23 protein-coding genes and 3 pseudogenes are annotated in these 25,929 nt (G+C 57.3%); 8 read left to right on the top strand and 18 right to left on the bottom strand.

Going from position 1 to position 25,929, the window contains the following annotated elements:
- Positions 1-2: 2 nt before the first annotated feature.
- Positions 3-206: pseudogene (locus AC4PS6_RS19940) on the top strand (integrase core domain-containing protein); the annotation flags it as partial.
- 430 nt (positions 207-636) lie between these two features.
- On the opposite strand, the gene AC4PS6_RS19935 reads toward AC4PS6_RS19940, so the two are convergent.
- Together AC4PS6_RS19935 and AC4PS6_RS19930 are read right to left on the bottom strand one after the other, a co-directional pair.
- Entirely contained in the window at positions 637-1,941 is a 1,305-nt protein-coding gene (locus AC4PS6_RS19935; RefSeq protein WP_155766396.1) for a ComEC/Rec2 family competence protein, read from the bottom strand.
- A 115-nt stretch (positions 1,942-2,056) separates the two neighbouring features.
- On the bottom strand, positions 2,057-2,425 hold the full coding sequence (locus AC4PS6_RS19930; protein ID WP_155766395.1) for a lamin tail domain-containing protein: 369 nt from the start codon (positions 2,423-2,425) through the stop codon (positions 2,057-2,059).
- Between the two features lie 757 nt (positions 2,426-3,182).
- On the opposite strand from AC4PS6_RS19930, the gene AC4PS6_RS19925 reads away from it, so the two are divergent.
- The gene (locus tag AC4PS6_RS19925) at positions 3,183-4,535 is read left to right on the top strand and encodes an AAA family ATPase (protein WP_069075998.1); all 1,353 of its coding nucleotides are present in this window, start codon (positions 3,183-3,185) and stop codon (positions 4,533-4,535) included.
- The gene (locus AC4PS6_RS19920) at positions 4,532-5,239 is read left to right on the top strand and encodes an HNH endonuclease (RefSeq protein ID WP_069075997.1); all 708 of its coding nucleotides are present in this window, start codon (positions 4,532-4,534) and stop codon (positions 5,237-5,239) included. Before AC4PS6_RS19925 ends, AC4PS6_RS19920 begins: the two co-directional genes overlap by 4 nt.
- 737 nt (positions 5,240-5,976) lie before the next feature.
- Here AC4PS6_RS19920 and AC4PS6_RS19915 read toward each other — a convergent pair.
- Both AC4PS6_RS19915 and AC4PS6_RS19910 read right to left on the bottom strand, forming a co-directional pair.
- A complete protein-coding gene (locus tag AC4PS6_RS19915) occupies positions 5,977-7,284 on the bottom strand; it encodes an ATP-binding protein (protein WP_198833126.1) in 1,308 nt (435 codons plus the stop codon).
- Positions 7,281-8,021: a response regulator gene (locus AC4PS6_RS19910; protein WP_014718447.1), complete on the bottom strand. Its 741-nt coding sequence runs from the start codon at positions 8,019-8,021 to the stop codon at positions 7,281-7,283. Before AC4PS6_RS19910 ends, AC4PS6_RS19915 begins: the two co-directional genes overlap by 4 nt.
- 304 nt (positions 8,022-8,325) lie before the next feature.
- Here AC4PS6_RS19910 and AC4PS6_RS19905 point away from each other — a divergent pair, with 304 nt between their 5' ends.
- Together AC4PS6_RS19905 and AC4PS6_RS19900 are read left to right on the top strand one after the other, a co-directional pair.
- Positions 8,326-8,586: a DUF2790 domain-containing protein gene (locus AC4PS6_RS19905; RefSeq protein WP_014718446.1), complete on the top strand. Its 261-nt coding sequence runs from the start codon at positions 8,326-8,328 to the stop codon at positions 8,584-8,586.
- Between the two features lie 30 nt (positions 8,587-8,616).
- Positions 8,617-9,828, top strand: coding sequence for a cytochrome c biogenesis protein DipZ (locus AC4PS6_RS19900; protein WP_336826539.1), 1,212 nt, complete (start codon positions 8,617-8,619; stop codon positions 9,826-9,828).
- A 99-nt stretch (positions 9,829-9,927) separates the two neighbouring features.
- On the opposite strand, the pseudogene AC4PS6_RS19895 reads toward AC4PS6_RS19900, so the two are convergent.
- The 9 genes and pseudogenes from AC4PS6_RS19895 to AC4PS6_RS19855 form a co-directional block, all read right to left on the bottom strand.
- Positions 9,928-10,104: pseudogene (locus tag AC4PS6_RS19895) on the bottom strand (aldehyde dehydrogenase family protein); the annotation flags it as partial.
- A 74-nt stretch (positions 10,105-10,178) separates the two neighbouring features.
- Positions 10,179-10,256: pseudogene (locus AC4PS6_RS19890) on the bottom strand (creatininase family protein); the annotation flags it as partial.
- A 12-nt stretch (positions 10,257-10,268) separates the two neighbouring features.
- Positions 10,269-11,045, bottom strand: coding sequence for an alpha/beta fold hydrolase (locus AC4PS6_RS19885; protein WP_323556324.1), 777 nt, complete (start codon positions 11,043-11,045; stop codon positions 10,269-10,271).
- A 25-nt stretch (positions 11,046-11,070) separates the two neighbouring features.
- The gene (locus tag AC4PS6_RS19880; protein WP_103451372.1) at positions 11,071-11,580 is read right to left on the bottom strand and encodes a cytochrome P460 family protein; all 510 of its coding nucleotides are present in this window, start codon (positions 11,578-11,580) and stop codon (positions 11,071-11,073) included.
- Between the two features lie 24 nt (positions 11,581-11,604).
- Entirely contained in the window at positions 11,605-12,678 is a 1,074-nt protein-coding gene (locus tag AC4PS6_RS19875) for an alpha/beta fold hydrolase (RefSeq protein WP_336826534.1), read from the bottom strand.
- 62 nt (positions 12,679-12,740) lie between these two features.
- A complete protein-coding gene (locus tag AC4PS6_RS19870; RefSeq protein WP_336826532.1) occupies positions 12,741-14,108 on the bottom strand; it encodes an epoxide hydrolase family protein in 1,368 nt (455 codons plus the stop codon).
- Between the two features lie 491 nt (positions 14,109-14,599).
- Positions 14,600-14,848, bottom strand: a complete 249-nt coding sequence (locus tag AC4PS6_RS19865) for a CsbD family protein (protein WP_014718439.1) — start codon at positions 14,846-14,848, stop codon at positions 14,600-14,602.
- Positions 14,849-15,162: 314 nt separating this feature from the next.
- The gene (locus tag AC4PS6_RS19860) at positions 15,163-15,771 is read right to left on the bottom strand and encodes a dTMP kinase (protein ID WP_106111152.1); all 609 of its coding nucleotides are present in this window, start codon (positions 15,769-15,771) and stop codon (positions 15,163-15,165) included.
- A gap of 142 nt (positions 15,772-15,913) precedes the next feature.
- Positions 15,914-17,641, bottom strand: coding sequence for a hydrogenase maturation protein (locus AC4PS6_RS19855; protein ID WP_191948701.1), 1,728 nt, complete (start codon positions 17,639-17,641; stop codon positions 15,914-15,916).
- A gap of 217 nt (positions 17,642-17,858) precedes the next feature.
- Here AC4PS6_RS19855 and AC4PS6_RS19850 point away from each other — a divergent pair, with 217 nt between their 5' ends.
- The 3 genes from AC4PS6_RS19850 to AC4PS6_RS19840 all read left to right on the top strand — a co-directional run bounded on the left by AC4PS6_RS19850 (position 17,859) and on the right by AC4PS6_RS19840 (position 19,425).
- Positions 17,859-18,086, top strand: a complete 228-nt coding sequence (locus AC4PS6_RS19850) for a hypothetical protein (protein ID WP_003191203.1) — start codon at positions 17,859-17,861, stop codon at positions 18,084-18,086.
- Between the two features lie 55 nt (positions 18,087-18,141).
- On the top strand, positions 18,142-18,402 hold the full coding sequence (locus AC4PS6_RS19845) for a metallothionein (RefSeq protein ID WP_014718436.1): 261 nt from the start codon (positions 18,142-18,144) through the stop codon (positions 18,400-18,402).
- A gap of 117 nt (positions 18,403-18,519) precedes the next feature.
- Positions 18,520-19,425 (top strand): LysR family transcriptional regulator, encoded by a 906-nt coding sequence (locus tag AC4PS6_RS19840; RefSeq protein ID WP_336826527.1) that lies wholly within the window; start codon positions 18,520-18,522, stop codon positions 19,423-19,425.
- Position 19,426: 1 nt separating this feature from the next.
- Here the strand turns inward: AC4PS6_RS19840 and AC4PS6_RS19835 are convergent, their stop codons facing one another.
- The 5 genes from AC4PS6_RS19835 to AC4PS6_RS19815 all read right to left on the bottom strand — a co-directional run bounded on the left by AC4PS6_RS19835 (position 19,427) and on the right by AC4PS6_RS19815 (position 25,888).
- Positions 19,427-20,359, bottom strand: coding sequence for a cupin domain-containing protein (locus AC4PS6_RS19835; protein WP_201915083.1), 933 nt, complete (start codon positions 20,357-20,359; stop codon positions 19,427-19,429).
- 131 nt (positions 20,360-20,490) lie between these two features.
- The gene (locus AC4PS6_RS19830; RefSeq protein ID WP_336826524.1) at positions 20,491-21,981 is read right to left on the bottom strand and encodes an aldehyde dehydrogenase; all 1,491 of its coding nucleotides are present in this window, start codon (positions 21,979-21,981) and stop codon (positions 20,491-20,493) included.
- Between the two features lie 123 nt (positions 21,982-22,104).
- The gene (locus tag AC4PS6_RS19825) at positions 22,105-23,484 is read right to left on the bottom strand and encodes an APC family permease (RefSeq protein ID WP_492180935.1); all 1,380 of its coding nucleotides are present in this window, start codon (positions 23,482-23,484) and stop codon (positions 22,105-22,107) included.
- A 145-nt stretch (positions 23,485-23,629) separates the two neighbouring features.
- Complete coding sequence (locus tag AC4PS6_RS19820; protein WP_336826522.1) at positions 23,630-25,012, bottom strand: aspartate aminotransferase family protein; 1,383 nt, start codon at positions 25,010-25,012, stop codon at positions 23,630-23,632.
- A gap of 36 nt (positions 25,013-25,048) precedes the next feature.
- Positions 25,049-25,888: a helix-turn-helix transcriptional regulator gene (locus AC4PS6_RS19815; RefSeq protein WP_032873985.1), complete on the bottom strand. Its 840-nt coding sequence runs from the start codon at positions 25,886-25,888 to the stop codon at positions 25,049-25,051.
- Between the last annotated feature and the right edge of the window lie 41 nt (positions 25,889-25,929).

Below are 25,929 nucleotides of genomic sequence, written 5' to 3'. Positions count from 1 at the left end.
TCAACGCGCCGATGGAGCGGGTGTTCAGGAGCCTGAAAACCGAGTGGATACCGACCATGGGCTACACGACGGTCCAACAAGCTCAGCGGGATATCAGCCATTTTTTGATGCACCGATACAACTGGATTCGACCGCACCAATTTAATGGTGGGCTGCCACCGGCTCAGGCCGAGAAAAAACTTAACGTCGTGTCCGGGATTAGTTGACCACTACAAACTCGGCTTGCGATCAATCTCGTAAGAGAGAAAGTTCGACGGTGACATCATGTGCGGACGCTAGGCTTGAATTTGCACTGCGCAAGACAGGCTGGTTACGACGCGACTAGCTCGCGGGATGAGCGTGAGGTACAGATTCAGATCAAGGGCCGTTGCGTTATTAATCTGAGAAAGCTCAACGGGCGGGTGGGGGCTGTTGATACGAATAAAACGTTCGATTCCTGCTGTTGGTGTTGTTGAATTTCGATTTCAATGCATTATCGATGTATGAAGCTTGTCGGGATTCGGTGATGCCAGCTTTTTGTTGAAGCTTGGTTCGAAAGCACGTAACGAATACTGTTCATGGGGATTAGGTTGTTCGTAGTGAGAAAAAAGCGCTCAGGGAGTCCGGTGATCACCCCGTGAGCGCCTTTCACCATATTCAAACTGAAAAAGATACCTTTAATGTAAAACCGCTTTCAGGATTCTCCGAAACATGCCAAAGGCTGCTTTCGTAACTGCGCAGCCGACCCAGCAACAAATTGTGGGGGTGTTTTTCACGACCGGCTGCTGCACAAACAATCATCTCTGAGTTATTTAGTTTCTTGATAACCTCATCGTGAATGCTATCGTTGCTGCCATGGTGGGGCAAAATAAAAACATCTACATTCTTTAGGAGCTTGCCGAACCTCTTAAGCCACGCCGATCTCGTACCGCGCTGGTTTAAATTTGCATCACCCGTACAAATCCACGCACCACCGTTTTTTCTTATAAGTGTATCTTCCGAGTGAATTATTTGATAAGGCTTAGGGAATGGCCAATCGAAGTTTTTATTGGTTCGAGAGATTTTCAAGTTGTTTTTGTGAGCTTGAGGCCCTGAATACAGACTCAGTGAGATTTTATTGTGATCTCTTGATATGATGGAGTAGCAAGCTTTCAATTCTTCGCAGCTTGCCTTGTCACTTAACAACTGGATCAGTTTTTTAGTAAAGGCTTTTGATGCCAGTGAACGCCCCGCGAATGTATGAGGAAACTGTTTTCCTACAGCTCTTCTAAAGCTCGCGATAGCTTCTTTGGGAAATGGATGCACATAAGGGACGAGCAGCCATGAAGGAATTGATTTACCCTTTACCTCCACAGAGATCGATGTATGTTCCCCGAGTGTTCGGACAGTACCGGCACCTGAACGAACAGATTTAGCTTCCTCTACCATTTCTGATCTGATTGTGTATGGGCGACTCGGGTCACCGCCTTCGGGCACGGGCACTATAATGCTATCGGGTTGCCCTTCTGGATCAGGCTCATAAGGAATTACATTAAGTGTATCGTCTGCGCGCTGTACTTGAATGATTTCCTTGACCCCCCGATCGACTAACCATCCAAAGGGGTCTGTCAAAAACGACTGAGTCGACAATCGAAGTGTAGAGTTTCCTGCTGCTTCACATGCGATCATTGTGAGGTGAAGAGCGTCCAGACAGGGAAGAACGACCATGTCAATCTGCACCTGTGCTGCCAGTGCATCAATTCCACTTACATGGTCCACATCTAAATGTGATACAAATAGTATGTCAATTTTTTGAAGCGAACACATCTTCAGCCCTTGTTCGAAGTGCTCTCGATTGATCGAGCCGCAATCGAAAGCGTAGGTGAAAATTCGTGAATGTTCATCCTCTATTTGGCCTATGAGGAATCCACCCTGGCCAACAGGAATCTGTTTGATCGTCGTAATAAATTTTTTTGCGGTCAAGAAACTCTCCTTGTAGTATTCGCATCTACCATCAATGCACACGATGAAAAAATTACGTAAATTCTGAAAAAAATCAAACCTTGCCCACGAGGTTTGATTGATTCGGAGTGAAAAACTAGACTACGCTTGGCACGTTGAATACGGTTGAATCTGTAATTTTTACTAAATGAACTTTATCTCCGCTTTGATTCCATACAGGGCTATTCAAACCCCAATACAGATAGCTGGCGGGCTCCTTCGTATTAGTTTGCCCTTTTTTGTTTAAGCCAGGCTTGGTGGTTAGAAAAATGTACTCATTTTTTTCAACTGTCCAGTCAGGGAACTTAAATACGTGGCGATGTTTATTGCTCGCGACTCCATCAGTGTCGTAGGTGTTATCAAGAATCATATAAGGCTTTAAATTGCATTTATCTAATGCTTGAAGCACAATGTATTCTTTTTTCTCATCGCCTTGATGTAAAACGGTAACTATTTTTATATCCAATTTAATTTTCTCGACGATCTATCTCTGAGGATGGCATGGAGCCATTACTGATGCAGATTAGCCCGAAGTCGGTTTTAATTGAAAGATATTTTGGATCCAAGGATTGCTCGGCCGAATCTCGACGAGGACGGCCTAGTGGCCTGCACCTGTAGGTGATGTGCGCCCCCCCTGGGGCGATTCAACCGCGCGCTCTTAAATGGCGATACCAGCTTGCTGACGCGGTCTTAAAATACAGGCTATGGCCAGTCGATTGGGCAAAAGATCTTGGGGTACCTCGAGAGTAGTGGCCACCTGCCAAGTCAACACGATGTCGGATCATGTTGGTCCAATTACCCTCTTTGATAAGATCAATCTGATGGCCTGCCAGGGCTAGAAAAAGCGTATGCACTACAGGATTATTCAGGCAGGGTTCGAGGGATGGCTGGGTTTGTGCTGTGGTTGACCCATTGCTCCTGAGCACCTACTACAAAGGTGTTGGCCTCAATCGGGCGCGTAGCTACATCGTTGTTATTGCTCGCTTGCGAAGCTGAGTTCAGAGCGAGTAGCCGTGTGACCATACCTCGTTAGCAACCCGTTTCGAATTGAGGCTTAAGGCGTTGTATCTTGCTATCATCGACTCATCGACTCATCGACGTGACTCAACATTCCCGCTTGCAGATCCTACGTGTGAGGCCGGGCCGCAGAGATTTTAGAGCGGCAGCACCTTCCTAGAACTCAAGCTGGCCCTGAAGTTCGTACTCACCCAGTTTGGTAACTCATGAAAATCACTGAATTAGTGCTGCACAACTTCCGAAAGTACGACGAAGCCTATCTCCAGTTCAATCCCCAGTTCAACGTCCTGATTGGTAACAATGGTAAGGGCAAAACGACCATACTCGACGCACTGGCGATGCTGCTCAACACTTACTTTCAGGGCGGCAAACTGACGACTGGTGGCGGCACGATCAAGGACTCGGATGCGCGAGCTGTTTTTCAAGAGGTCGAAGGTCAGGTGTTCCGTGAGGCATTTACGGAGGTCTGGCTGGAGGCTGTCTGTCAAACGAACGAAGAACCGCCCATTCGCTGGCGGCGAGATCTGGGTGACCGTGGTAAGAAGGCTAAGGATTTCGTCAGGGTTGGTGCAGAAGCGCGTGAGCGCGTTATACATCAGCCTCATGTGAATCTTCCGCTGCTGCTTTACTACGGCGCGGGGCGACTATGGGATAAGCATGATGATGTAGTGGCGGACAGCCCGTCTTCCCGCCTAACGGGCTACCGTTATTGCCTCGATCCGAAATCGGATCACAAAGCGTTTGAGAAATGGTTCAAACGCTTATCTATGGCAAAGATACAAAAAGGGAAAGACATACCTGCACTGGATGCGGTGACCAATGCGGTGACCTCTTGTATTCCTGGTGCGCAAAATTTCTATTTCGACGCGGGTTACGATCACCTGATGATTGCGTTGGATCATGAAGGCTTAATGCCGTTTGATGATCTCAGTGATGGGTATCGCAATATGGTTGGCATCATTGCGGACATCGCGCACCGTGCCTCACGCTTAAACCCGCATTTAGGTGTGGATGCAGCTATCAAAACTCAAGGGATCGTGTTGATCGATGAAATTGATTTGCATCTGCACCCTAAGTGGCAGCGTCGTGTGGTTTCGGACCTGAAAAATGCATTTCCGCTTCTGCAGTTTGTTGTCTCCTCTCATTCCCCTTTCATCTTGCAGTCTCTAGAGCCGGGGGAAGTTATAGACCTGGAGCGGGGGTTAAAACCCGCTCAAGCGGACTCGATTCCTGATGGTATTGCCGCTCCCGCTTCGGAGGCAAAATACGCTAATCGATCTATTGAGGACATCACCGAAGAGGTCATGAAGATTCCGGTGCCGCAGCGTGGGGAGCGTTACCAGAAAATGCATGAGGCGGCCATTGAATACTTCCGGCTGCTCAATGATGCTGCTGGAGATGTGAGTGATGAGCAGAAGGAAGCTATTAAAGCAGACCTTGACGCACTGTCCGATCCATTTAGTGACAACGTTGCCTATCACGCCTTTTTGACAATGAAGCGATTGGTTTCGGGTATCGATGGTGCTCCTGAGGGAAACCCTAAGGCGGATGATGAATGAGACCAGTCATTCGCGGGGCCTGCCCCACTGGAGCAGATGGAAGGGTTGTCGTATTTAAAGCTTACGCAATGGCTCGGGGTAAGCTTATCGAGCGACTCGGCGAATGTTGTTCCTATTGTGAAGTGCATCTTGATACTAGTTTGGCCATCGAGCATGTCCAGCCGAAGAAACCGCCGGGCGCCATCGCGAATGACCTGGTTCGCGAGCTAAGTTGGGACAACTTTTTACTTGCGTGTACAAATTGCAATAGCACGAAGGACAATAAGGACGTTGTGCTCGATGACTACATGTGGCCGGATCGGGACAACACCTTTCTTGCCTTAATCTACAAGCAAGGTGGGTTGGTCGAAGCCGCACCAGGGCATGACAATGTTCGAGCCACTCGCACGATCCGCCTTGTTGGTCTACACAAAGTTCCTAGCGTTAATGATCAGGAAAATGAAGCATCCGACCGTCGTTGGAACAACCGGCGCGAGGCATGGGACATCGCGCTGGAATCGAAGCAGAACCTTTTTGAGTTGGATCACCCAAAGATGCGCGATCAAATTGTGTTGCAGATCCAAGGTTTCTGGTCCATTTGGATGACGGTTTTCAAAGACGATCCAGATATGCTCAGGCGCATACTGGATCGTATTCCAGGTACAGCGAAACACTGCTTCGATGTTGCCAGTGGATATCAGGCGATTACTCGGGTTCTTCCTTAAGCTATCCGCAGCACAGCTCGGGTAACAGATCGGTAGCATCCGCCTGACTTGGAATGATTTATCGAAATGCTCTTTAGTCAGACGGCCGCTTTCAATAGCGGCCTTTTTTTGGCCTATCAAGCGGTTCCAGGATTCCTGTTGTATTGAATCGCCTCGGATTCTCTAGACGCCACGCAAGCGTAACCCGTGCCACCATCGAACATACCTCCAGCAACACTGGAAGGACGAATAAAGCTCGGGTTGACGAGGCTAATGACGGGGAAAGCTGGGTCTATGAACATCAATCGGTGAACAGTTGCGTTCATTTCAAGGGTATTGAGCTAGTATTCTTGGGCTGTTGACCTGCTTATGAACATCTAACATCGCCCACTTGTTAAATGAAGTGTTATGCCTTATAGGTTCATGAGCTACGTAAGTCACTGATTCGACGAATTCGTCTTTACGCCTACTCTCTCAACGGGCCATGTCCATAATGCCGTTTCTCTTCAGGTCAACGACTACCGCTGTTCGTGCAAACTGGTGACGCGGCGCCGTTGCCCAGGCTCGTCCCGTTCATGTACGTCCACTCAGACTCAGGAACCGCGCTTTCAATGATGCCTGGCGGCGAGTACCTTGAAGCCCTCGATGTCGACTCGGTTTGACGCGGGCGCTGGCGAAAGCGCTTGATGAAACTCGCGTTGATCAACTCTTCCACATCCAGATTCAAAGCACAGTTGACTAGCGCCGCTTCGCGCCTCCTACGATAAGCGCGTCGGTAATCTCAGTTCAGCGCACAATCCGCCGCCTTCGCGATTTCTCAAGGTCAGGGTGCCGCCGAGGGCTTGTGCCAGCTGCTGGGCGATAGCCAGGCCCAGGCCCGTGCCGCCGGTGCTGCGGTTGCGCGAATTTTCCACGCGGTAAAATGGCTCAATCACACGGGCCAGCTCCTCTTCGGCAATGCCGGGACCACGATCCATCACGGTCACCGAGAGGCTGTCGCCCTCCTCCGGCTCGACCCGCAGCTGCGCGGCACCGGCGAATTTGAGCGCGTTATCCGTGAGGTTTACCAGCACTCGGCGCAGCGCGTGGGGCCGAGTGTGAATCACTGCGTTGCTTTTGCCGCTGAGCTGCACGTCCTTGCCCATGTCCTGGTAGTCGAACACGAGGCTGTCGAGGAATGAATCAAAATCGGTACGGCGGCTTTCCTCGGTGGCGCCATGCACGCTGCGGGCATAGGCAACGCCTTCACGCACCAGATGCTCCATCTCGCCGAGGTCATTCCACAATTTGTCTTTGTCGCCGCAGTCGTCCATCAATTCGGCACGCAGCTTCATGCGCGTGATTGGGGTTTGCAGGTCGTGGGAAATCGCCGCCAGCAGTTGCATGCGTTCTCTCAGATAGGCCGCAATGCGCGCCTGCATGGCATTGAAGGCGATGGCAGCGTGTGCGACTTCGGTCGGGCCTTGTTCATCCAGATGCACCGGGTGAGTGTTGGGATCGAGGTTTTCCACGGCCTGGGCCAGGCGGGTCAGCGGGCTTATGGCAATGCGAACGGCCAGCCACGTGCATAGAATCATCAAGGCCAACTGGCCCAGCAAAACCACCGGCAGCCACGGCGACAACGGCACCATCGAGGGGCGCACGTCGATGGTCACCGGGCTGCCGTCGGCCAGTTTCAGATGGACCTGGAAATGTTTGATAGGCCCGGGAATGTCTGTCACGGTCATCGGGTAATCCTTGCCGATGGCCTCCTTGATCGAGGTCACTGCAATCGGCGTGTCACGCAGAGCGACGCCTGGCGAGCCTTCGTCGAGCAAATAGCGGTAATTGCGTCGATCCAGTTGTTTCAACCAACTCATGCGTTCCTCGGCGGGCAAGCGGTCAAGGATGGCAATGGACGTCGATACATCGGTTTCCAGGTTACCGAGCATGGTGTTTTTCGCGGTTTCGTAACGCTCGTAATACTGCACGCCGAAGGACAAGGCCTGCGCCAGGGTCAGCCCTACCAGAAAGATCAGCGAAAGCCGCGAGATGAGGGTACGAGGCCAATGCAGCGAAGGCTTCATGCCGGTGCTCCAAGCACTTGCACCGGCAGCGAGAAGACATACCCCTCGCTGCGTACGGTTTTGATGTAAGCCGGCTCGCGCGCATCGTCAAGCAGGCGTTGGCGCAGGCGGCTGACCAGCAGATCAATGGAACGGTCGAACAGGTCGGCGTCACGGCCCTGGGTCAGGTTGAGCAACTGGTCGCGATTGAGTACCCGTTGCGGATGGTCGAGGAACACCCGCAGCAGGCGATATTCAGCGCCGCTGAGGGCGACCATGGTGCCGTCTTCATCAAGCAGATGGCGGGCGGAGGTGTCCAGGCGCCAGCGCCCGAACCCCAGCCACCTTCCGGTTTCGGTAACGACCAGGTTGGGCGGCAGCATGCGCGTACGGCGCAGCACAGCGTTGATGCGTGCCAGCAATTCACGGGCGGCGAACGGCTTGACCAGGTAATCGTCAGCGCCCATTTCCAAACCGATGATGCGGTCGGTTTCGTCGTTGCGGGCGGTCAGCATCAGCACCGGCGTGGCCTTGTGTTTGCCGGCGCGAATGTCGCGGCAGAGCACCAGGCCATCGTCGCCGGGCATCATGATGTCCAGCACGATCAGGTCTACCGGCGTGGCCTCGAGAAACGAGCGCATCTGGCGGCCATCCGCAACCACGGTGGTGCGCAGGCCGTTCTTCTTCAGGTAGTTGCCTACCATCTCTCGAATCTCACGGTCATCGTCCACGATGAGGATGTGATCAACGTGTTCCATGGGCCAAGCCTCTGTCAATGGGAATTGCGGCTCAGTCTATAGAGGCTGAGCCCGTTCGCCCGCGGCGGTTTGTATTGCAGTGTATCTGCTGTGGCGAAGGATACATGCAGAGGCAAAAACAACAATTTCCTAGGTTTTGTATGGCTGTGTATCGGGACGGGGTCCTGATACGAACCGATTTATCCGCGCCTGTTTTTGACACAGACGAGATACCTCGCGGGCTTCTAATGAGCCACATCGAGGCCAACCCTAGCGCCTCGGCTCAACCGAACGACCCAACCCTTGAAGCCTTGAGGAAACGACCATGAACACCAATACCCTCTATGCCACTTGCCTGTTTGCCGCCCTGAATATCTGCACCTTCTCGGCCCGCGCCGAAGCCGACGTCACGCCGCAAACCTACACCTACGGCACGCATCTGGACATCCAGAAAGTCGTGGCATTGACACAGGATGCCGGGGCGGCCTGCGGCATTGTCGATGCCCAACTGACCTACCTGAATTCGCAGGGCAAGACCGAGATCCTGAACTACCGCAAATTTGCCGAGTGCCACAGCGATAACTGAGCCCGGCCCACATTTCATCAGGAGACCCTTATGTTCCTCATCGCATTCCTGGGCGGCTTATTGACCGTCCTCAGCCCTTGTATCCTGCCGGTCGTGCCATTTCTGTTCGCCGGTATCGACCGCACACGCTCATCGATCCTGCTTACCCTTGGTGGCATGGTCCTGACCTTCGCGCTGGTTTCCAGCCTGGCCGTGGTCAGCAGTGAATGGGTGATTCAGGCCAACAACACCGGGCGTCATGTGGCACTGGTGGTGATGGCGCTGTTTGCCTTGTCGCTGATCTCGGCGCGAATCAGTGGCTGGCTGGCCAGCCCGTTCGTGTTACTGGGCAATTGCCTCGACCCCCAGACGCGCAAAATGTCCGGGCCGCTGGGTTCACTGATGATCGGCGTCGCCACCGGCCTGCTCTGGGCGCCGTGCGCCGGGCCTATCCTCGGGGTGATTCTTACCGGCGCCATGCTGCAAGGCGCCAATGCGCAAACCAGCCTGCTGCTGGTGGCCTACGGCCTGGGCAGTGCACTGTCGTTGGGTACGCTGATTTTCGCCGGACGTGGTTTAGTCAATCGCCTGAAGGCCTCGATTCCGGTCACTGGTTGGCTGCGGCGCGCCACCGGTTTTGCGGTCCTGGCCGCAGCGCTGATGATTTCTACCGGTGCCGACAAGACGCTGTTGACCGGGGCGTCGTCCGAAGGCGTCAGCGTGCTGGAAAACGGCGTGCTGCAAAGCGTCCCCAAAGTCGTCGAATACCTGGTAAGCAAGGCCAAGGCCGAACCCACCCTCGACAACGCCCGAGGCCCGATGCCGTCGCTGTCTGGCGCGGTGGAATGGCTCAATTCGCCCGCACTGACCAGTGAATCGCTCAGAGGCAAGGTGGTGCTCGTCGATTTCTGGACTTACGACTGCATCAATTGCCAGCATACCCTGCCGTACGTGAAGGACTGGGCGCAGAAGTACGAGAAGGATGGCTTGGTGGTAATCGGCGTCCACACCCCGGAATACGGTTTTGAACGCATCATCAGCAATGTCAGGGATGAGGTGAAAAAGCTCGGCATCACTTACCCGGTAGCCATCGATAACAACTACGCGATCTGGCGCAACTTCGATAACCAGTACTGGCCCGCGCACTACCTGATCGACGCCAAAGGGCAAGTGCGTTTCACCCACTTCGGAGAAGGTCGCTACGAGACGCAGGAAAAGATGATTCAGCAACTGCTGCAGGAGGCGAAAGCTCCAGCCGCGTAACCCTTGAAAACCCATGGCCCACAGGCAACGTGCTGTGGGCCATTAGCTTTTTCTCCTGCGGCCTGGGTTGCGCGACCACCCTCTCCCGCCAACCCCAGGCTAATCCGACACGATGCTTTTGGCCTCAAGAAATGCTTGCAGCCCAAAGACTCCAAACTCCCGGCCGACACCGGACTGCTTTACCCCGCCGAACGGCGCCAGCAACTCTGGCGAAATTCTGTTGATCAACACCGAGCCGGCCTGCAGCTGGGTCGCCAGGTGTTGGGCACGGTCCGGTTGCCCGCGATAAGCACAACGCCCGGTATGCCCAGGCGTTGGCCGCGTCGAATCCCCCTCTCCCGCGTTTCAGCGTTGCACAACTTCAAAACGAAACCCGCCGGGCGACGTGCAAAACTCGCCTCGGCGTAGAACGCTGAAAACGCCGCTTCGCCCCTGGCGTGTCATTTCGCCGTGGCGGCTCTTTCGATGAGGCGGGCAACCGGTTCCGGGTTCGAAACCATCACCACATGTGAAGCGCCCTTGACCACTTCCACGGCTTTGGCAGCGGCGCGCTTGGCCATGAATGCCATGGCTTGCGGGGGAATGTTCTTGTCCTTGTCGCCGTAGATGTACCAGGACGGTATATGCTTCCAGGCAGGGCTGCCGGACGCTTCGTTGAGCGCCGCTTCCGTTACCGGGCGTTGGGTGGCGGCCATCAATGCCGCCTCTTTCGCGGGGACGTCAGCGGCGAACTGGTTGTGAAACTTGTCCTGCTGGATGTACAAGTCCTTGCCCCCATCGGCCAGCGGTACAGGCGCAGCCAGCGTTGGGCCCAGCGTACTGCCCGGGAATTTGCCGGCCAGCCCGGCGACGGTTTCCCCGGCCTCAGGTGCAAACGCACTGACGTAAACCAGGGCTTTGACGTTTGCATGATCGTTGGCCGCGTCACTGATAACGTTGCCGCCATAGGAGTGGCCGACCAACACCACCGGCGAATGAATGCTCGTCAACAATGCCGAGATTGCCGAACCATCGCTCTTTACACTGCGCAATGGGTTGGCAGCGGCAACCACTGGATAACCGTCCTTCTCGAGAATCTTCACGACCCCATTCCAACTCGACGCATCGGCAAAGGCGCCATGTACGAGCACAATCGTGGGTTTTTCAGTTTGCGACCAGGCGTGTGTCGCCATGCTCAGGCTGACGGCGACGGCCAGTGCGGTTACTACTTTTTTCATTGTTGACTCCAGGTTTGACGGGAAATCAGGGAGCGAAGCGAGTGAAGACAAAATCGTGATTACGCACTCGCGCCTGGTGACAGGCGAAGCAGGTTTGGTGTTGGGCTTCATCGGCCGGTTTACCGTTGATAAACCGCCCGAATCCCCAACCACCGGTTGCTGCATATTTTTTCGAGTCCTTGACCATCACCTGCACGGTCGTGGCCGGCCCCGGGATGGACGCCGGCTCGAATTCCGGGGACTGCACATGTTTCCAGGCCAGCTTTACCAGCACCGTGCCATCAGGGAATGGCAGCGTTGAATCCTGATAAGCCTTTATGGCCAAGTCATTGCCCAGCACGGCTCGCAGTTCGTTCAAGGGGGCCGCTTCCTGCGCCGGCGCAATCAGCGGCCATAGGCGGTAGTTTTCCGGCAATTTCACGCCATAGATTGGTGAGGCGTCGCCAGTACTGGCGTCGCCCGAGGCCACACCCGTAGCGCTCAACGCTGCGATTGCAATGGCAGCCGACATCGCGGCCAGAAATTTCAGCTTCATCATCGCCATCCTCTCAGCCGGTTTTCAAAGATGATCGGCGTCGATCACCGCCTGGGCGAAGGCTTTCGGCGCTTCCTGCGGCAAGTTGTGGCCTACACCACCGGTGATCAATCGGTACTCATACTTGCCAGTGAAGCGCTTGGCGTACGCTTCGGCAGGTGGGTGCGGAGCGCCGTTCGCATCACCTTCCAGGGTGATGGTGGGCACACTGATGGATGGAAATGCCGCGAGTTTCTTCTCCAGCGCGTCGTATCTGGCCTCGCCCTTGACCAACCCCAGGCGCCAGCGATAGTTGAAAATCGACACGGCCACGTGATCAGGGTTTTGCAAGGATGCCGCGCTGCGCTCATAAGTGGCGTCGTCGAAATTCCACTGTGGCGACGCCAGCTTCCAGATGAGCTTGGCGAAGTCATGGGTGTTTTTCTCGTAGCCCAGGCGCCCGCGCTCGGTCGCGAAATAGAACTGGTACCACCACTGCAGTTCGGCGGCTGGCGGCAATGGCGCCTTGCCCGCCTCTTGGCTACCTATCAGGTAACCGCTCACAGCGACCAGGGCTTTCACTCTTTCCGGCCACAGTGCGGCAACGATATCCGCAGTGCGGGCGCCCCAGTCAAACCCACCCAGCACCGCGGTCTTGATCTTCAGCGCGTCCATGAAGTCGATCAGGTCGGTCGCCAGCGCAGCAGGTTGACCATTGCGAATGGTCTTGGCCGAGAGAAAATGCGTATCGCCATAACCACGCGCAGAAGGGATCAACACTCGATATCCCTTGTCCGCCAAAGCAGGAGCGACATCAGCGTATGCGTTGATATCGTAGGGCCAGCCGTGCAACAAAATGACCACCGGGCCATCGGCTGGGCCGAGTTCCGCGTAAGAAACGTTCAGCAACCCCGCTTTCACATGCTTAAGTGCACCGAGAAAGGTGTGAGCTCCCGGGTTGATCGCCCCAATGGTGGACGCGGGTACATCAGCCGCGTTGGCTTGGGAAAAACCGACAGCCACCGCCGCGAATTGCAGCACTGCTGCTGCCAACAGCGATGGGGCAAGACCCCGCAGGCGGCTGGATTTATTTTGATTGTTCAGCAAGGTCATCTCCATGGTATTTCTCCGTAGCGAGCCGCCGAATAGCGGCCCGGTGTGTTGGCTCGATTGCGTGTGAGCTACTGGGCTGTCTTCGTTGCGCTCAGCTTGGCGCGCAGCGGCCGGAAGGCCTCCCGCAACTCTTCGCTGAACAATTGAGGTTGCTCCCAGGAAGCGAAGTGGCCGCCCTTGTTAACCTGGTTGTAGTAGGAAAGTGATGGGTAAGCGCGTTGCGCCCAGCTTTTTGGCGCCTGATAGATCTCGTGCGGGAAGACCGTGATCGCCACCGGCACCTTGATGCTTGCGGTGTGCTGCGCGGCAGCGCTGAAATTGTTGTTGTTGTTTTCCCAGTAGAAACGCGATGACGATGCGCCTGCGTTCGTCAGCCAGTACAGGCTGATATCGTCCAGCATCTCGTCACGGGTCAATACCCGTTCAGGCTGGCCATCACTGTCCGTCCACGCGGCGATTTTTTCGTACATCCACGCCGCAGTTCCGGTAGGCGAATCGGCCAGGAGGTAACCGATAGTCTGCGGGCGCGTAACCATCATCGCGCCGTATGCTGCATTGCGGCCGAAGAAGGTGCTCAAGGAATCAAACGCCTTGCGTTCAGGCTCAGTGAGCCCGTCAGGGGCCGGGTCACCACTATTGATCGGCTTGACCAATTCGGGCGGGATGGTGGCCGGCATGTTCAAGTGAATGCCCAACAGCCCCGGCGGATTCAGGCGGCCCAATGCATCCGATATGACCGAACCGTGATCTCCGCCCTGGGAAACATAGTGGGTATAACCCAGACGCTTGATGAGCACATCCCAAGCCTTCGCGACTCGATCCGGCCCCCAGCCCAATTCAGTTGGCTTACCGGAAAAACCGTGTCCTGGAATCGATGGAATGATCACGTCGAACGAATCTTCAACCTTACCGCCGTAAGCAACGGGATCCGTCAGCGGGCCGATCGTCTTCAGGAACTCAAACTGTGAGCCAGGCCATCCGTGTGTCAGAAGCAGCGGCATCGCGTTGGGGTTTGGCGAGCGAACATGGATGAATTGAATGTCCACGCCGTCGATAGTCGTGATGAATTCAGGCAGCGCATTGAGCTTCGCTTCGGCCTTGCGCCAGTCATAGCCGCTGCCCCAATACTTCACCAGCGCCTGGACCTGGGCCAACTGCACGCCTTGGGAAACGTCGTTGACGGTCTCTTTGTCCGGCCAGCGGGTCGCCGCAATGCGCTTTTTCAGATCGGCCAATTGAGCTTCATCGACGTGAATTCGATAAGGTCTAATCGATTCGGGATGGGTCGAGGCCGAGCTGGCACCTGACGCATCGACGGCCGGGCCAGCAGCCCAGGCAGCACCGCTGCCGGCTATCAGGGCCAACCCCAAAGCGCCCATTCTCACGGAAGAAGCCAGACAATGGCGCCAGGTGAAACCGAACGTAGCTGCAGGCATTTTGAATTTCCCTATAAGTCATTGGTCGACAACGTCGCGAAACGCGCAGGGATAACCGCGAGTTAAATGAGTCATCCATTGGAAAAGGTTTGCGCCTTCTCGATGGGTTCATTTAAAGCCCCGCGGGTATCCCGTATGTGTCATCAACCGACTTAAAGGAATCGCTGTGTATCTATCCAAAGCGCAGATACAAAACGATACAAACCGACCACTCGCTCATAAAAAAGCCAATGCCCCGACCTCTCGGGGCATTGGCTTTTCTGGGACCTGGAAAACAAAAGGGCTTTTCAGCCCATCAAGCTCGGCAAAGGGCATAGAGACCGCGTCGATTGCCAGGCAGCATGACTTGGCTACCCAAGGAACAGGCAGTTCCCCCGCTCCACTTCACGCCCTTCCACGCCTGCAAGAAACTGCAGAAATTTGCCCCTGATTCTGGTTAGCGTTCACCATCGTTTCTACCGCGTTAGCAATCTTATTGAAGCTACTGCTGTTCAGCGACCAAGCAATCTCTTCAGCACCAGTAGAGCAACAGCCCCGATTGCCAGTGCTGCAACCGGTTTTTCTTTGACGAATGTAGAAACGCTGTCCAGTGCGTCACCATAGGTTTGCGTCAGTTGACCCGCAGCCTGGCGTCCAGCGCCCTCAGCTTCCAACTTCGAATCACCAAAAAGCTTCCCGACTGCGCTCTGCGCTTTGCCGGCAACCTTTTCTACAACGCCTTCTACCTGTTCGCTCTTCATGATTAACCAAACCTTCGTGTGTGATTGGGTAACCCAGGAAAACCCCGGGCTTGAGGCAACGTGCAAAGCGTTAGGTGGACAGGCTTATTGATTAGTTCAAAGTTGATGAGCCTCACTTAGTCCAGATCAACCGATAAGTCTTCTTCCCTGTAGCGGCATCGTGATAAGGGTTTTCGCCCGGGACCTCTCGCGTGCGCACGCACGGGCGTCCCTCGCAGTCAATAATGGCGGCGTCACCACCCTGGCGTTTCAACGCTTCTATGTTTTGCTCAAGCGCCGCTAACTCTCGTTGCCTTTGCGCTCTTCATCTTCGATCAAAGGACTTTATATATCTGCGAAACCACCCGCCTCATCGCCTCCTCAATCGTCCCTTCATTGCGACACATCACCCACCCCTGCCCCACCGCCGCTCGTTCAAACGCCTCGGTACACACAACTTGCTCCTCCAGCTTAAACATCACCGTACTGCTCAGCCCGCGCCGTCGTGCTGCCGCCCGTGCCCAGGATATTTGCGCCGCGGTGACAACCCCCACATGCAGATCCGGCACTTGCACCTGTCGATCAATGTTCAGCTCAAGAATGTCTGCAAAGGGTATCAATCGACGAAACGCAGCATCAGACGGGTACCAGCGATCCATCAGGATGATGCTGTCAGGTGGCTGTGCGGCCAGTACGTGCTGGGTAATCCAGCTGCGGCTGTCAGCAAAGCGCTCACACACCTCAAGTTCCAGATCCCGGCTGGGGTCTCTGGCGAATTTGTTAACCAGCGCCATCGTTTGCGCTCGATAGGGATCGCTCTTGCGCTCGCACAGTCGGACGACCTTTTTATTGTCGGCCCTCAACGCTGTCGTAACGGCCTCCAACAGCGTGGTTTTGCCGGTACCCTTGGGCCCATCCAACGAAATAAACAGCGCCCGAGTCATACGAGCGCTGCGTCATCGTTAAGGTTGTACAGTTCCATGGGGCCTCTAGTTTGAGCGTTTGGGCAAATTGGACTTCATTATGGGGAACCCTATCGCCCAACGCGAGGCTGGGCTGGCCGCCGCGCCCTCCCCGCGTCGACGGTCAGTCATTCAGCATCCGGCTTTGCGGCACGCCAGCCTCGTAGCTCAACGCCCACGGCGCAATCAACCGCTGCGGGGTCTGGCAGGTTTTGCGTTTAAACACGAAGTTGCGGCATTTCTCGGCAAACTGCTGGCGATTTCCCACCATGTCGAATCGCATCTGTGCCAGTTCCTGCTCGCGACAGCGTTCAACTTGCTGAGTATCCAGCGTGGCTTTACGTGTGCGTGCATGAAGGTACTTATCATCGGTCAACGCACTGTCGGCCTGTTGCAAAAGCCACAAGCCAAATGCTTGTGGGCAACGCGGGCCGATGGCCTGAACCATGCCGTACTGCTGGGCCTGGATGGCACTGATGGGCAGGCATTCTTCGGTAAGCTTATGCGCGATTTCGCTGCCCACGGCCCGTGGCAGGCTGTAGGTCCAGTATTCGGAGCCGTAGAGTCCCATGGTCTTGTAGTGCGGGTTGAGCACCACACCTTCGCGGGCCAATACAATGTCGGCGGCCAGCGCCAGCATCACGCCGCCTGCGCCTGCGCTGCCGGTCAGGCCGCTGATCACCAGCTGCCTGGCAGTGAGCAGCTCCAGGCACACATCGTCGATGGCTTGAATGTTGGCCCAGGCTTCCAGCCCCGGCACGTCGGCGGCCTGGATGACGTTTAGGTGCACCCCATTGGAAAAGCTGCCGCGCCCGCCCTTGATCAGCAACACTTGGGTATCTCGCGCCTTGGCCCAGCGCAACGCTGCGACCAGCCGCTGGCATTGTTCGGTGCTCATGGCGCCGTTGTAGAACTCGAACGTCAGTTCGCCGATGTGGCCGAACTCTTGGTAGCGAATGGGTTGATAGACCCGCTCGTTGAACGCCTGGCAGGCGATTGAACTGTCCAGCACCGGCACCCCGGCCAACTGCTCAGCCAGAACGTGCCGTGCCGGTCGCTTGAAGGTCTCTGGGCCTTTGGGTTTGAGCGAGCCGATCCACAGGCTGTGATCTCCAGCCGCTACCAGCACGGCATCGTCCTGCACTGCGAGGATTTCTCCCGGGGTGCCCTGGCGAGCGTCCAAGTGCGCGTCGTAGAGGTAATATTGCCCGCCCAACAGGCTGGCCAACACGCCGGGCTGGCCATCGGCAGCGTCGATGCTGCGCTTGATAAAGCCTGCGCAATCGAACCAACTGAAGGTGCGGTCGGCCTGGGTCATGTTCGGCTGCAAGCGCCCGATGACGCCGGGTTGGGTGTAATCGAGCGGTGTCGGGACGAAGCCTTTGGCGAATTTCGCCACTACATCACGCATGCAAACCATCGCGGCGTCGCTCACCAGGCCGTTGTACAGCTCGGATTTGCGCACCTGGGCGGGCATGTCGAACTCACAGGTGGACCAGATTGGCCCGGCGTCCATTTCCTCCACCGCTTGCAAGGCGGTGACGCCCCAACGGCGGGCCTGCTGGGTGATGGCCCAGTCCAGCGCACTGGCGCCACGGTCGCCGACGATGCCCGGATGGATGATCACCACCGGGCGTTGCGGATGGCTCCACAGTTGATGCGGCACACGGTCCTTCAAAAATGGGCAGATCACCAGGTCGGCGCCAGACGCCTCGACCTGCTGGCATACCGTGGCTTGATCGGTGAACACCACAACGCTGGGGTCGTGACCCGCTTGGCGCAGATCCAGCCAGGCCCGTTGGGTTAAACCGTTGAATGCCGATGATAACAACAGGATCTTCAGTGATCGCATGGCTGACTCTTCCTTGAGAATATGCGACCAGAGCAGCCCGTTGAGCCGTCCCTGGCCATCGATAAGCGCCCAAGGTTATAGAGCGAGCCAGCCTCCCCACCTGATCGAGATCAATAGATGAAAGCGGCTTATTTTTTCTGAATCACCGCGCAACCTACTCATCAAATGAACATGCCCTGCTCGGGTACGCCTTGTTAACCGTAACGGAGCCACGTTCATGTTCGAGAAACCGCATTACCTCATCAGTTTCATCCTCGACAACCAGCCACAAAGCCGCACGCTTGAGCACGATGCCGACACGCTGGACCCTCAATGGGCCGAGTCCCTGCTCAGGCAGCGCTTTGCAGAGCTCAAGGACGCGAAATTGAGCGACGTCCAGGTGCAAAAGCGCAACAAGCCCGCCGATGAAGGCCATGACATCCCAGGGCATTACCAGCAGCCGTGATCGCGTATCACAAAAGCGCTGACCGTTCACCAATCACTGAATATTCGGAGGACCTATGAACCCGACAACTCAAGGTTTGCCCTGCGCCTGCCCAGGCTGCACCTGCCAGGTGACCCATGACACGCGTCACCAGCGCAACGGCAAAGCCTACTGCAGCCAGGCATGCGCCGACTTGCACCCACAGGGTCAAGCGTGCCCCAGTGCCGATTGCCATTGCGAGTCGAATGTGAAGGTGCGAGACCGCTCCGTCAGCGATAGCCAGCTCGACGAGGCGATCGAAGAAACCTTTCCTGCAAGCGATCCCATATCGCCTTGATCATTCAGCCCCACTAGGAAAACGGGGGTTGCATCGTGGCTCTAGGGTCTAGCAGTTGACAGCCCCCGGCAAAAATCAACAACCTGCACGTCTCACCGCCCTGCCCTGAGGCTGCCCTTGGACTATTTCACCGCGCTCACCGCCTTCATCGAAGCCGCCGAAGGCAACAATTTCTCGCGTGCCGCCGAGCGCTTGGGGATCAAGGCCTCAACGGTTTCACGCTATGTGAAGGACCTTGAGCAGGACCTGGGCATCGCGCTGTTCAACCGCTCCACACGCACTCTGCATCTGACCGAAGGCGGCCAGACCTTCCTGATACATGCACGCAGGGTGCTGGACGAGCTGGAACACGCCAAGGCCGCCACGTCAGCGCTGAACCAGCATCCACGGGGCGTGTTGAAACTCAACCTGCCGCCGGCGTTTGCGCGGCATCACATCCTGCCGGCGTTGAATGACTTTCTGGCGCGCTACCCGCAGATCAGCGTGGAACTGGTGCTGGATAACAACAAGGTCAATTTGATTCATGCCGGCGTCGACTTGGCCATCCGCATTGGCGAGCTGGCCGATTCGACGCTCAAGGCACGCAAGCTCAGCGACGGCCACTACCGCTTGGTGGTCAGCCCGGCGTTTGGCACGCAGCACCCTCCTCCGTCCACGCCCACGGACTTGGCCGGTGTGCCTGCGGTGCTGGGCACGGCGACCACCGGCGATATCAGTTTTGTATCCGCCGGCCGCGCGCTCCCGTTGCTGCATGACGGCGTCATTCGAATCAATGACCTGGACGCGCAACTCATCGCCGTGCGCCAAGGCTTGGGCTTTGGGCTGTTGCCGGACTGGCTGGTGGCGCGAAGTATCGAGGCCGGTGAGTTGGCAGTGTGGCTACCCGAATGGCACATCCAGGGCGTGGAGCGGGCGTTTGCGGTGTGGTTTGTGTACCCGCCCAAGCGCATCGTGTCATCGAAAGTCCGGTGTTTTATCGACTTTATCGTTGAACGACTGGGCGAAACACCGGACTGGAAGTGACTCAACTGAAGCGGATATCCAACGCACGCAGGTAGGTTTGCAGCCCCGCATCCTGAATCGGGATCAGGAACGCCTCGCTATCCGATTCATTAAAGTGCGCATGCCAGTAACCGGGTGGTGTGACAAACGCCAGGCCGGGCGACCAGTCGACCCGCTGCGGGTTACGGATTTGCCCATCCGCGTCCAGCTCGGTGCCCACCAATGAATAACAGCCCTTGGGGCAATCAATAATGAAGTCCAGTGCAATCGACTGATGCCGATGGGGTTTCTGCACCGATCCCGCCGGCAGAATCCCGTACATGGCCCACAGCACGTGGGTCACCGTGCGCGTCTGCGGGAAGCGGCGGTTGCCCAGCAGGATGCTGATGCGGCTGCGGTCCTGTGCCCTGGGATCATCGGCCGCTTCACGCAACTTCGCGTTGGCCAGCGCTGCTGGGTACAGGGTCGGCGCAAAGCGATCGGCGCGGGGTGTCACCCCCAGGTAACGCAGCAACGGCTCATCGTGAACATAGTAAAGACGTGCATCCTCGCGGGCACTGAAGTGCGCCTGCTGTAATCCCGGCAGGGCAATAAAGCAGCCCTTGGACCATTGAATCTCATACTCCCCCTGAACCACGCTGCCTTGCCCGGCAATCACGTAGAACACCTGGGAAGTGGCGTTGGGTTGCAGGGTCAGTGTGTCACCACGGTTAAGGCGCATGAAGTTTGCGCATAACCCGGGGCCGGTGGCGGGGCCTTCGCAGCCCAAAGCCTCGCTGAGGTCCAGCGGTACCACGCGGGAGGGGCCATTGTCATACAGCGAGGCGGGAAAGCTGTGGTAGGGAATGCGGGAAATCAGGTTGGCACTGATGGGGTTCGCCGCCTTGCTGTACTCGAAGTACTCGGCGTCCACTTGGTTGAGATCCGTCAGTGCGGGGTCCAATTCACGGTTCATCAGGCTCACCTCAGTCTTGGGCTGGATCGCGCAGCGCGGTTGAAGCGCTGCACGGGGTGAGTGGACTATAGGCATTGCCCACTGGCGGATGAATGCCTGTGACGGCACAGCAGTTATGCGAAACGGGGCAGTTAACGCAACTGGAACCAGGTGGTTTTCAGTTGCGTGTACTTATCAAACGAATGCAGCGACAAATCGCGCCCGAACCCCGACTGTTTGCCGCCGCCAAACGGCACGGTCACATCCAGCGCATCAATGGTGTTGACCGACACGGTGCCGGCGTTCAGGGCACGGGCCACGCGATGCGCACGGTTCAGGTCATCACTCCACACCGAGGCCGCCAGGCCATAAAGGCTGTCGTTGGCTTGCTGAATGGCCTGTTCTTCGGTATCGAAAGCGCTCACCGCCAGCACAGGCCCAAACACCTCCTCCTGGGAAAGGCGCATGTCAGCGGTGACGTTGGCGAATATCGTCGGCTGGATGAAGTTTGAACAACCCTCAATGTTCAACTGTTGACCGCCGGTCAACAGCGTGGCACCGTCTGCGTGCGCCCGGCCGATGGCTTGCATGATGCGTGCGGTTTGCCCGCTGTCGACAATTGCACCGGCGGCGCTGGCGGGATTAAGTGGGTTGCCGGGCATCCAGGCGCGGGATTTATCGATCAGGCGCTCGATGAACTCGTCGTGGATGCAGCGTTGCACGTAGAGGCGCGAATTGGCCGAACACACCTCGCCCTGGTTGAAGAAAATCCCAAAGGCCGCCTTCTCCGCCGCCAGGTCCAGGTCCTGACAGTCTGCAAACACCAGGTTCGGGCTCTTGCCACCACACTCCAGCCACACCTGTTTGAGGTTGGACTGGGCGGCGTACTGCATGAAGTATTTGCCCACCTGGGTGGAGCCGGTAAACACCAGGCAATCAACGTCCGGGTGCAACCCCAGTGCCTTGCCGGCGCCCTCGCCCATACCTGGCACCACGTTTAGCACGCCTTCGGGGATGCCTGCCTCCAGCGCCAGTTGGGCCAGGCGCAGGGCGGAAAACGGCGATTGCTCAGCGGGCTTGAGCACCACGCTATTGCCGGCCGCCAAGGCGGGTGCCAGTTTCCAGGCGGCCATGTCCAGCGGAAAATTCCACGGCACCACCGCGGCAATCACACCCTGGGCTTCGCGGGTGATGGTCGCCAACGCGTTGTGGGCAGTCGGCGCGACCTGATCGTAGAGCTTGTCCAGGGCTTCACCGTACCAGGCGAACATATGGGCCGCGCCGGGCACGTCGACGTTATAGGCGTCCATTACCGGCTTGCCCATGTTCAGGGAGTCCAGCAATGCGAGTTCTTCGCGGTGGGTCATCAACAGGTCGGCGAGTTTGATCAGGACTTTTTTGCGTTCGCCTGGAGGCATGCGCCGCCACGGGCCGTTCTCAAAGGCGCGGCGTGCGGAGCGCACTGCCAGGTCGACCTCCGCTGCACCGCAGGCGGCGACCTGCGCAAGGACTCGGTTAGTCGCCGGGTTGATGGTGTCGAAGGTCGCCCCGCAGAGTGCACCTACGGGATGGCCGTCGATCAGGGCGGTGCTGATGAAGGTTTGGCGAGCAGCGCGTTGCTGCCAATAGTCTAGGTTGAACATGTTGTATTCCTGAAGCGGGGTATGGATCCAACATCCTGGCCGGCCCTGAGGGCGCCATCGGGGGCAAGCCCCCTCCCACATGAGCCCAGGTGTGTCAGTTGTATAAGTGGGTGGCTATTTCGCTTATTCGGCCATGTGCAATTCCGGCATCCCCACCCGGAACCCTCGGGTGAGGCACAGCAAACACAGCAGCCCCAGGCCCATCCAGCCCAGGCCGATGGTGAACGACAGGCCCGACAGGCTCGTCCACAACCACAGCGTGCTGAGAAACCCCAGGCCTGGCAGGGCGGCGTACAGCAGATAGTTGCGTGTACCGCGCAGCTTCTGGTCGCCCAGGTAATGCTTGATCACGGCCAGGTTCACCGCCGAAAACGCGAACAGCGCGCCAAAGCTGATCATGTTGGCCACGGTGTCCAGGCTGATAAACAGCGCAATCAGCGAAAACAGGCTGACCAGCATGATCGCGTTGGCCGGCACGCGTTTTTTCGTCACCAGCTTGCCGAATACCCTGGGCAATGCGCCGTCGCGGCCCATGGCGAACAGCACCCGTGACACGCTGGCCTGGGAGACCATCGCGGAAGCGAAACAACCCGCCACGTAGGTGGCGGTAAATGCACTCACCAGCAGCTCACCGCCGACCCGACGCATCACATCCACCGAAGCCGCGTCGGGATCGGCGAAACTGTTCCATTCCGGGAAGACCATCTGGGCGCAATACGACACCACCAGAAACAGCAGCCCACCGATCAGCGACACCGCCATGATCGCCTGCGGAATGGTACGGCGCGGGTCCGGCGTCTCCTCGGCCATGGTCGATACCGCATCAAACCCCAGGAACGACAGGCACAGCACCGCCGCGCCGGTCATGATCAGCGGCACACTGAAACCTTCATGGTAAAACGGCTTGAGCAGCGGCACCGGCTCGGCTTGCCCGCTGAGGTTGTGGATCGACAACGCCACGAACACCACGATGAACACCAGTTGGGCCACGATCAGCACCCAATTGACCCGGGTAATCGACTCGATACCCACCAGATTGAGCGCCGTCACCAGGGCAATGGAGCCCAATACCCATACGGCGGTGGGCACGGTAGGAAAGTATTCGGACAAGTAGATGCCGATCAGCAAATAGCTGAGCAGCGGCAGGAAGATGTAGTCCAGCAGCAAGGTCCAGCCGGCGATAAAGCCGAAGGAGGCGCCAAACGCCTTGCGCGCATAGGTGTAGACCGAGCCCGAATAGGGGTGCGCCTTGACCATGCACCCATAGCTGTAGGCCGTCAGCAGCATGGCAGCCAGGGTCAACAGGTAGGCGGTGGCCAGATGCCCTTTGGTCATCTGGGTGACCAGGCCGTAGGTGGTGAACACCGCCAGCGGCACCATATACGCCAGGCCGAACAGTACAAGCCCGACAAGGCCCAGGGGTTGTCGAAAGCGGCGCGATGAGGTCAGTTGGGTTGAGGTTTGATGGGCGGGAGTATCGGCTACGTTTGTTATTGTATTCATTGCTGACTCCTGGAAAGTGGAATGCAGGGCACCGCGGCGTTCGATCAAATCGACACCGTTGATGAGTCATCCATTGGGAGCGGTGGGCAGGCCGCTATGGGGCGCCCACCCTGTTCAACCGAGCGGCATGCAGGGGCTTAGCCCTTCACAGTTTTCCCGCGATCCGTGCGGTGCGGTCCACCGCGATGCGGGTTTTGTCGACCAGCTCATCAAGCTCCGCGCGGCTGGCCACCAGGGCCGGCGCCATGATCATACGGCCCAGGGTCGAGCGAATAATCACGCCTTCTTCGAAGCCAAACGTGCGGCATTGCCAGGCCAGGTCGTTTTCATTGGCAAAGCGTTTGCGCGTGCCCTTGTCCTCGACAAACTGCAAGGCTGCCAGCAGGCCGGTACCCTGGATCTCGCCGATCAGCGGGTGGTTCCCAAAGACTTCATGCAGGAGCGTGTGCAAATACGGCCCGGTGTCGTCCTTCACCTGGCGCACGATCCCTTCGTCACGCAGCGCCTTGAGGTTGGCCAGGGCCACCGCCGCCGCAACCGGGTGCCCGGAATACGTCAGTCCATGGGCAAACACCCCGCCTCGCTCCACCAGGGCTTCGGCCATGCGCTTGCTCAATACCAAACCGCCCATGGGCAGGTAACCGGAGGTCAGGCCCTTGGCGATCGACAACGTGTCGGGTTCGAAGCCGAAATGCTGATGGGCAAACCATTCACCGGTACGGCCGAAACCGCCAATCACTTCATCAGCGCACAGCAGCACATCGTATTGGCGACAGATGCGCTGGATCTCTGGCCAGTAGCTTTCTGGGGGGAAAATCATGCCGCCGGCGCCCTGGAAAGGTTCAGCGATAAAACCGGCGACGTTTTGCGCGCCCAACTCCAGTATCTTTTCTTCCAGTTGCAGGGCGCAGCGCCTTCCGAACTCGGCCGGGGTCAACTCACCGCCCTGGGCGTACCAATAAGGCTCGTCAATGTGCGCGACGTCCGGGATCAAGCCGCCCATTTCATGCATGAATTTCATGCCGCCCAGGGCAGACGCCGCCAGGGTGGAGCCGTGATAGCCATTCCAGCGACCGATCATGATCTTCTTCTGCGGCTTGCCGAGCACTTGCCAGTAGCGGCGTACGGTGCGGATCAGCACCTCGTTGGCTTCGGAACCGGAGTTGGTGTAGATCACATGGCTGTAGTGCTTTGGCAACAGGCTGAACAGCAACTCGGACAGCTCGATCACCGCCGGATGGGTGGTGTGAAAGAACATGTTGTAGTACGCCAACTGATCCATCTGCGCAGCCGCCGCAGCGGTCAGGTCCTTGCGCCCATAACCCAGCTGCGTACACCACAGGCCCGACATCCCGTCCAGGTAACGCTTACCCTCGCTGTCCCACAGGTACAGGCCCTCACCGCGGACCATTACGCGTGGGCCTTCGGCATTCAGCGCGTTTTGATCCACAAAGGCATGGATATGGTGCGCCGCGTCCGAAGCCTGGTAGTCCTGGGTCTGGCGTTGCGGTTCAAAGGGTAGGTTCATGGCTTTTTCTCTTGTTGTGGGTGGTCATGCAGCCGGTCAACGGCTTTTGCTCATGTAGCGTTCGAGGGGGTCTTTGCTCAGCCCGCCCTGGGCCTCGGCCAACGAGTCGATAAACAGGGAAAACAGTTCCGATTGCGTGCCGATGTCGAGCTTGCTGTAGATGTGCTTGCGGTGGGACTTGATAGTGTCTTCGGAGACTCCGAGGCGCTCGGCCAGCGAACGTGTGGAGTGGCCGCGCAGGATCAACTGGGTGATCCGGCATTCGCGTTCGGTGAGCAGCGACGAGCCGAAGTTGTTGAGTGCCGAGTGAATACGCTGTTCCAACAGGCTTTCGAAGCGCGCGCCCTGAGTCTCCAGGCCGGCGAAGTGCTTGCCCAGCACCGCCAGTACCCAAGGTGCTATGCGCTTGAATTGCTCGGTGGTGGCCGCGTCGAGCTTTTGCGTAAAGGCCAGCGACACCGCCAGGCTCAAGCCGTTGCTCGCCTGCAGGATGTAGTTGAGCTCATCCTCCAGGTGCGAATGCCGGTAAAACGACTGGTAGTACTCGCTGTGCTCGAAGTGATCGGGGGCTACGTCGGCGAGGTCGTAGCAGCCGGAAGCCGCCCCCTCCACGCAGGCGCCGTAGAACGGGTCGAGCAAGTAAAACCCGGAGAGGTACTGGCGCACATTGCCCTGGGGCAGCCATGGCCCGTCCAGTTCGAACACTGCGCTGGGCATGCCGTCGTGGGGGTACAGGTACAAGGTCGTGGCCTGAATGGGGCGGATACACCCCAGGGCATCGAACAACGTGGCGGCAAACCCCGCGTGCCCGATGCTCTCGGTCACCCTGGCTATCTGTTCGAACCACTGGGCTGAAGACAGTCGATCATTATCCACTTCGAAGACTCGCCGTCATAACGGTTGGGTGCGACACCAGG

It is taken from the genome of Pseudomonas sp. DW-iso17, assembly GCF_058725345.1.
The sequence above is the reverse complement of the archived record's forward strand: the minus strand, read 5'-3'. Positions and strand labels throughout refer to the sequence as shown.

Coding starts and splice junctions, on each gene's coding strand:
- AC4PS6_RS19925 (WP_069075998.1), top strand. CDS start 3,183: ATGAAAATCACTGAATTAGTGCTGCACAACTTCCGAAAGTACGACGAA.
- AC4PS6_RS19920 (WP_069075997.1), top strand. CDS start 4,532: ATGAGACCAGTCATTCGCGGGGCCTGCCCCACTGGAGCAGATGGAAGG.
- AC4PS6_RS19915 (WP_198833126.1), bottom strand. CDS start 7,284: ATGAAGCCTTCGCTGCATTGGCCTCGTACCCTCATCTCGCGGCTTTCG.
- AC4PS6_RS19910 (WP_014718447.1), bottom strand. CDS start 8,021: ATGGAACACGTTGATCACATCCTCATCGTGGACGATGACCGTGAGATT.
- AC4PS6_RS19905 (WP_014718446.1), top strand. CDS start 8,326: ATGAACACCAATACCCTCTATGCCACTTGCCTGTTTGCCGCCCTGAAT.
- AC4PS6_RS19900 (WP_336826539.1), top strand. CDS start 8,617: ATGTTCCTCATCGCATTCCTGGGCGGCTTATTGACCGTCCTCAGCCCT.
- AC4PS6_RS19885 (WP_323556324.1), bottom strand. CDS start 11,045: ATGAAAAAAGTAGTAACCGCACTGGCCGTCGCCGTCAGCCTGAGCATG.
- AC4PS6_RS19880 (WP_103451372.1), bottom strand. CDS start 11,580: ATGAAGCTGAAATTTCTGGCCGCGATGTCGGCTGCCATTGCAATCGCA.
- AC4PS6_RS19875 (WP_336826534.1), bottom strand. CDS start 12,678: ATGGAGATGACCTTGCTGAACAATCAAAATAAATCCAGCCGCCTGCGG.
- AC4PS6_RS19870 (WP_336826532.1), bottom strand. CDS start 14,108: ATGCCTGCAGCTACGTTCGGTTTCACCTGGCGCCATTGTCTGGCTTCT.
- AC4PS6_RS19865 (WP_014718439.1), bottom strand. CDS start 14,848: ATGAAGAGCGAACAGGTAGAAGGCGTTGTAGAAAAGGTTGCCGGCAAA.
- AC4PS6_RS19860 (WP_106111152.1), bottom strand. CDS start 15,771: ATGACTCGGGCGCTGTTTATTTCGTTGGATGGGCCCAAGGGTACCGGC.
- AC4PS6_RS19855 (WP_191948701.1), bottom strand. CDS start 17,641: ATGCGATCACTGAAGATCCTGTTGTTATCATCGGCATTCAACGGTTTA.
- AC4PS6_RS19850 (WP_003191203.1), top strand. CDS start 17,859: ATGTTCGAGAAACCGCATTACCTCATCAGTTTCATCCTCGACAACCAG.
- AC4PS6_RS19845 (WP_014718436.1), top strand. CDS start 18,142: ATGAACCCGACAACTCAAGGTTTGCCCTGCGCCTGCCCAGGCTGCACC.
- AC4PS6_RS19835 (WP_201915083.1), bottom strand. CDS start 20,359: ATGAACCGTGAATTGGACCCCGCACTGACGGATCTCAACCAAGTGGAC.
- AC4PS6_RS19830 (WP_336826524.1), bottom strand. CDS start 21,981: ATGTTCAACCTAGACTATTGGCAGCAACGCGCTGCTCGCCAAACCTTC.
- AC4PS6_RS19825 (WP_492180935.1), bottom strand. CDS start 23,484: ATGAATACAATAACAAACGTAGCCGATACTCCCGCCCATCAAACCTCA.
- AC4PS6_RS19820 (WP_336826522.1), bottom strand. CDS start 25,012: ATGAACCTACCCTTTGAACCGCAACGCCAGACCCAGGACTACCAGGCT.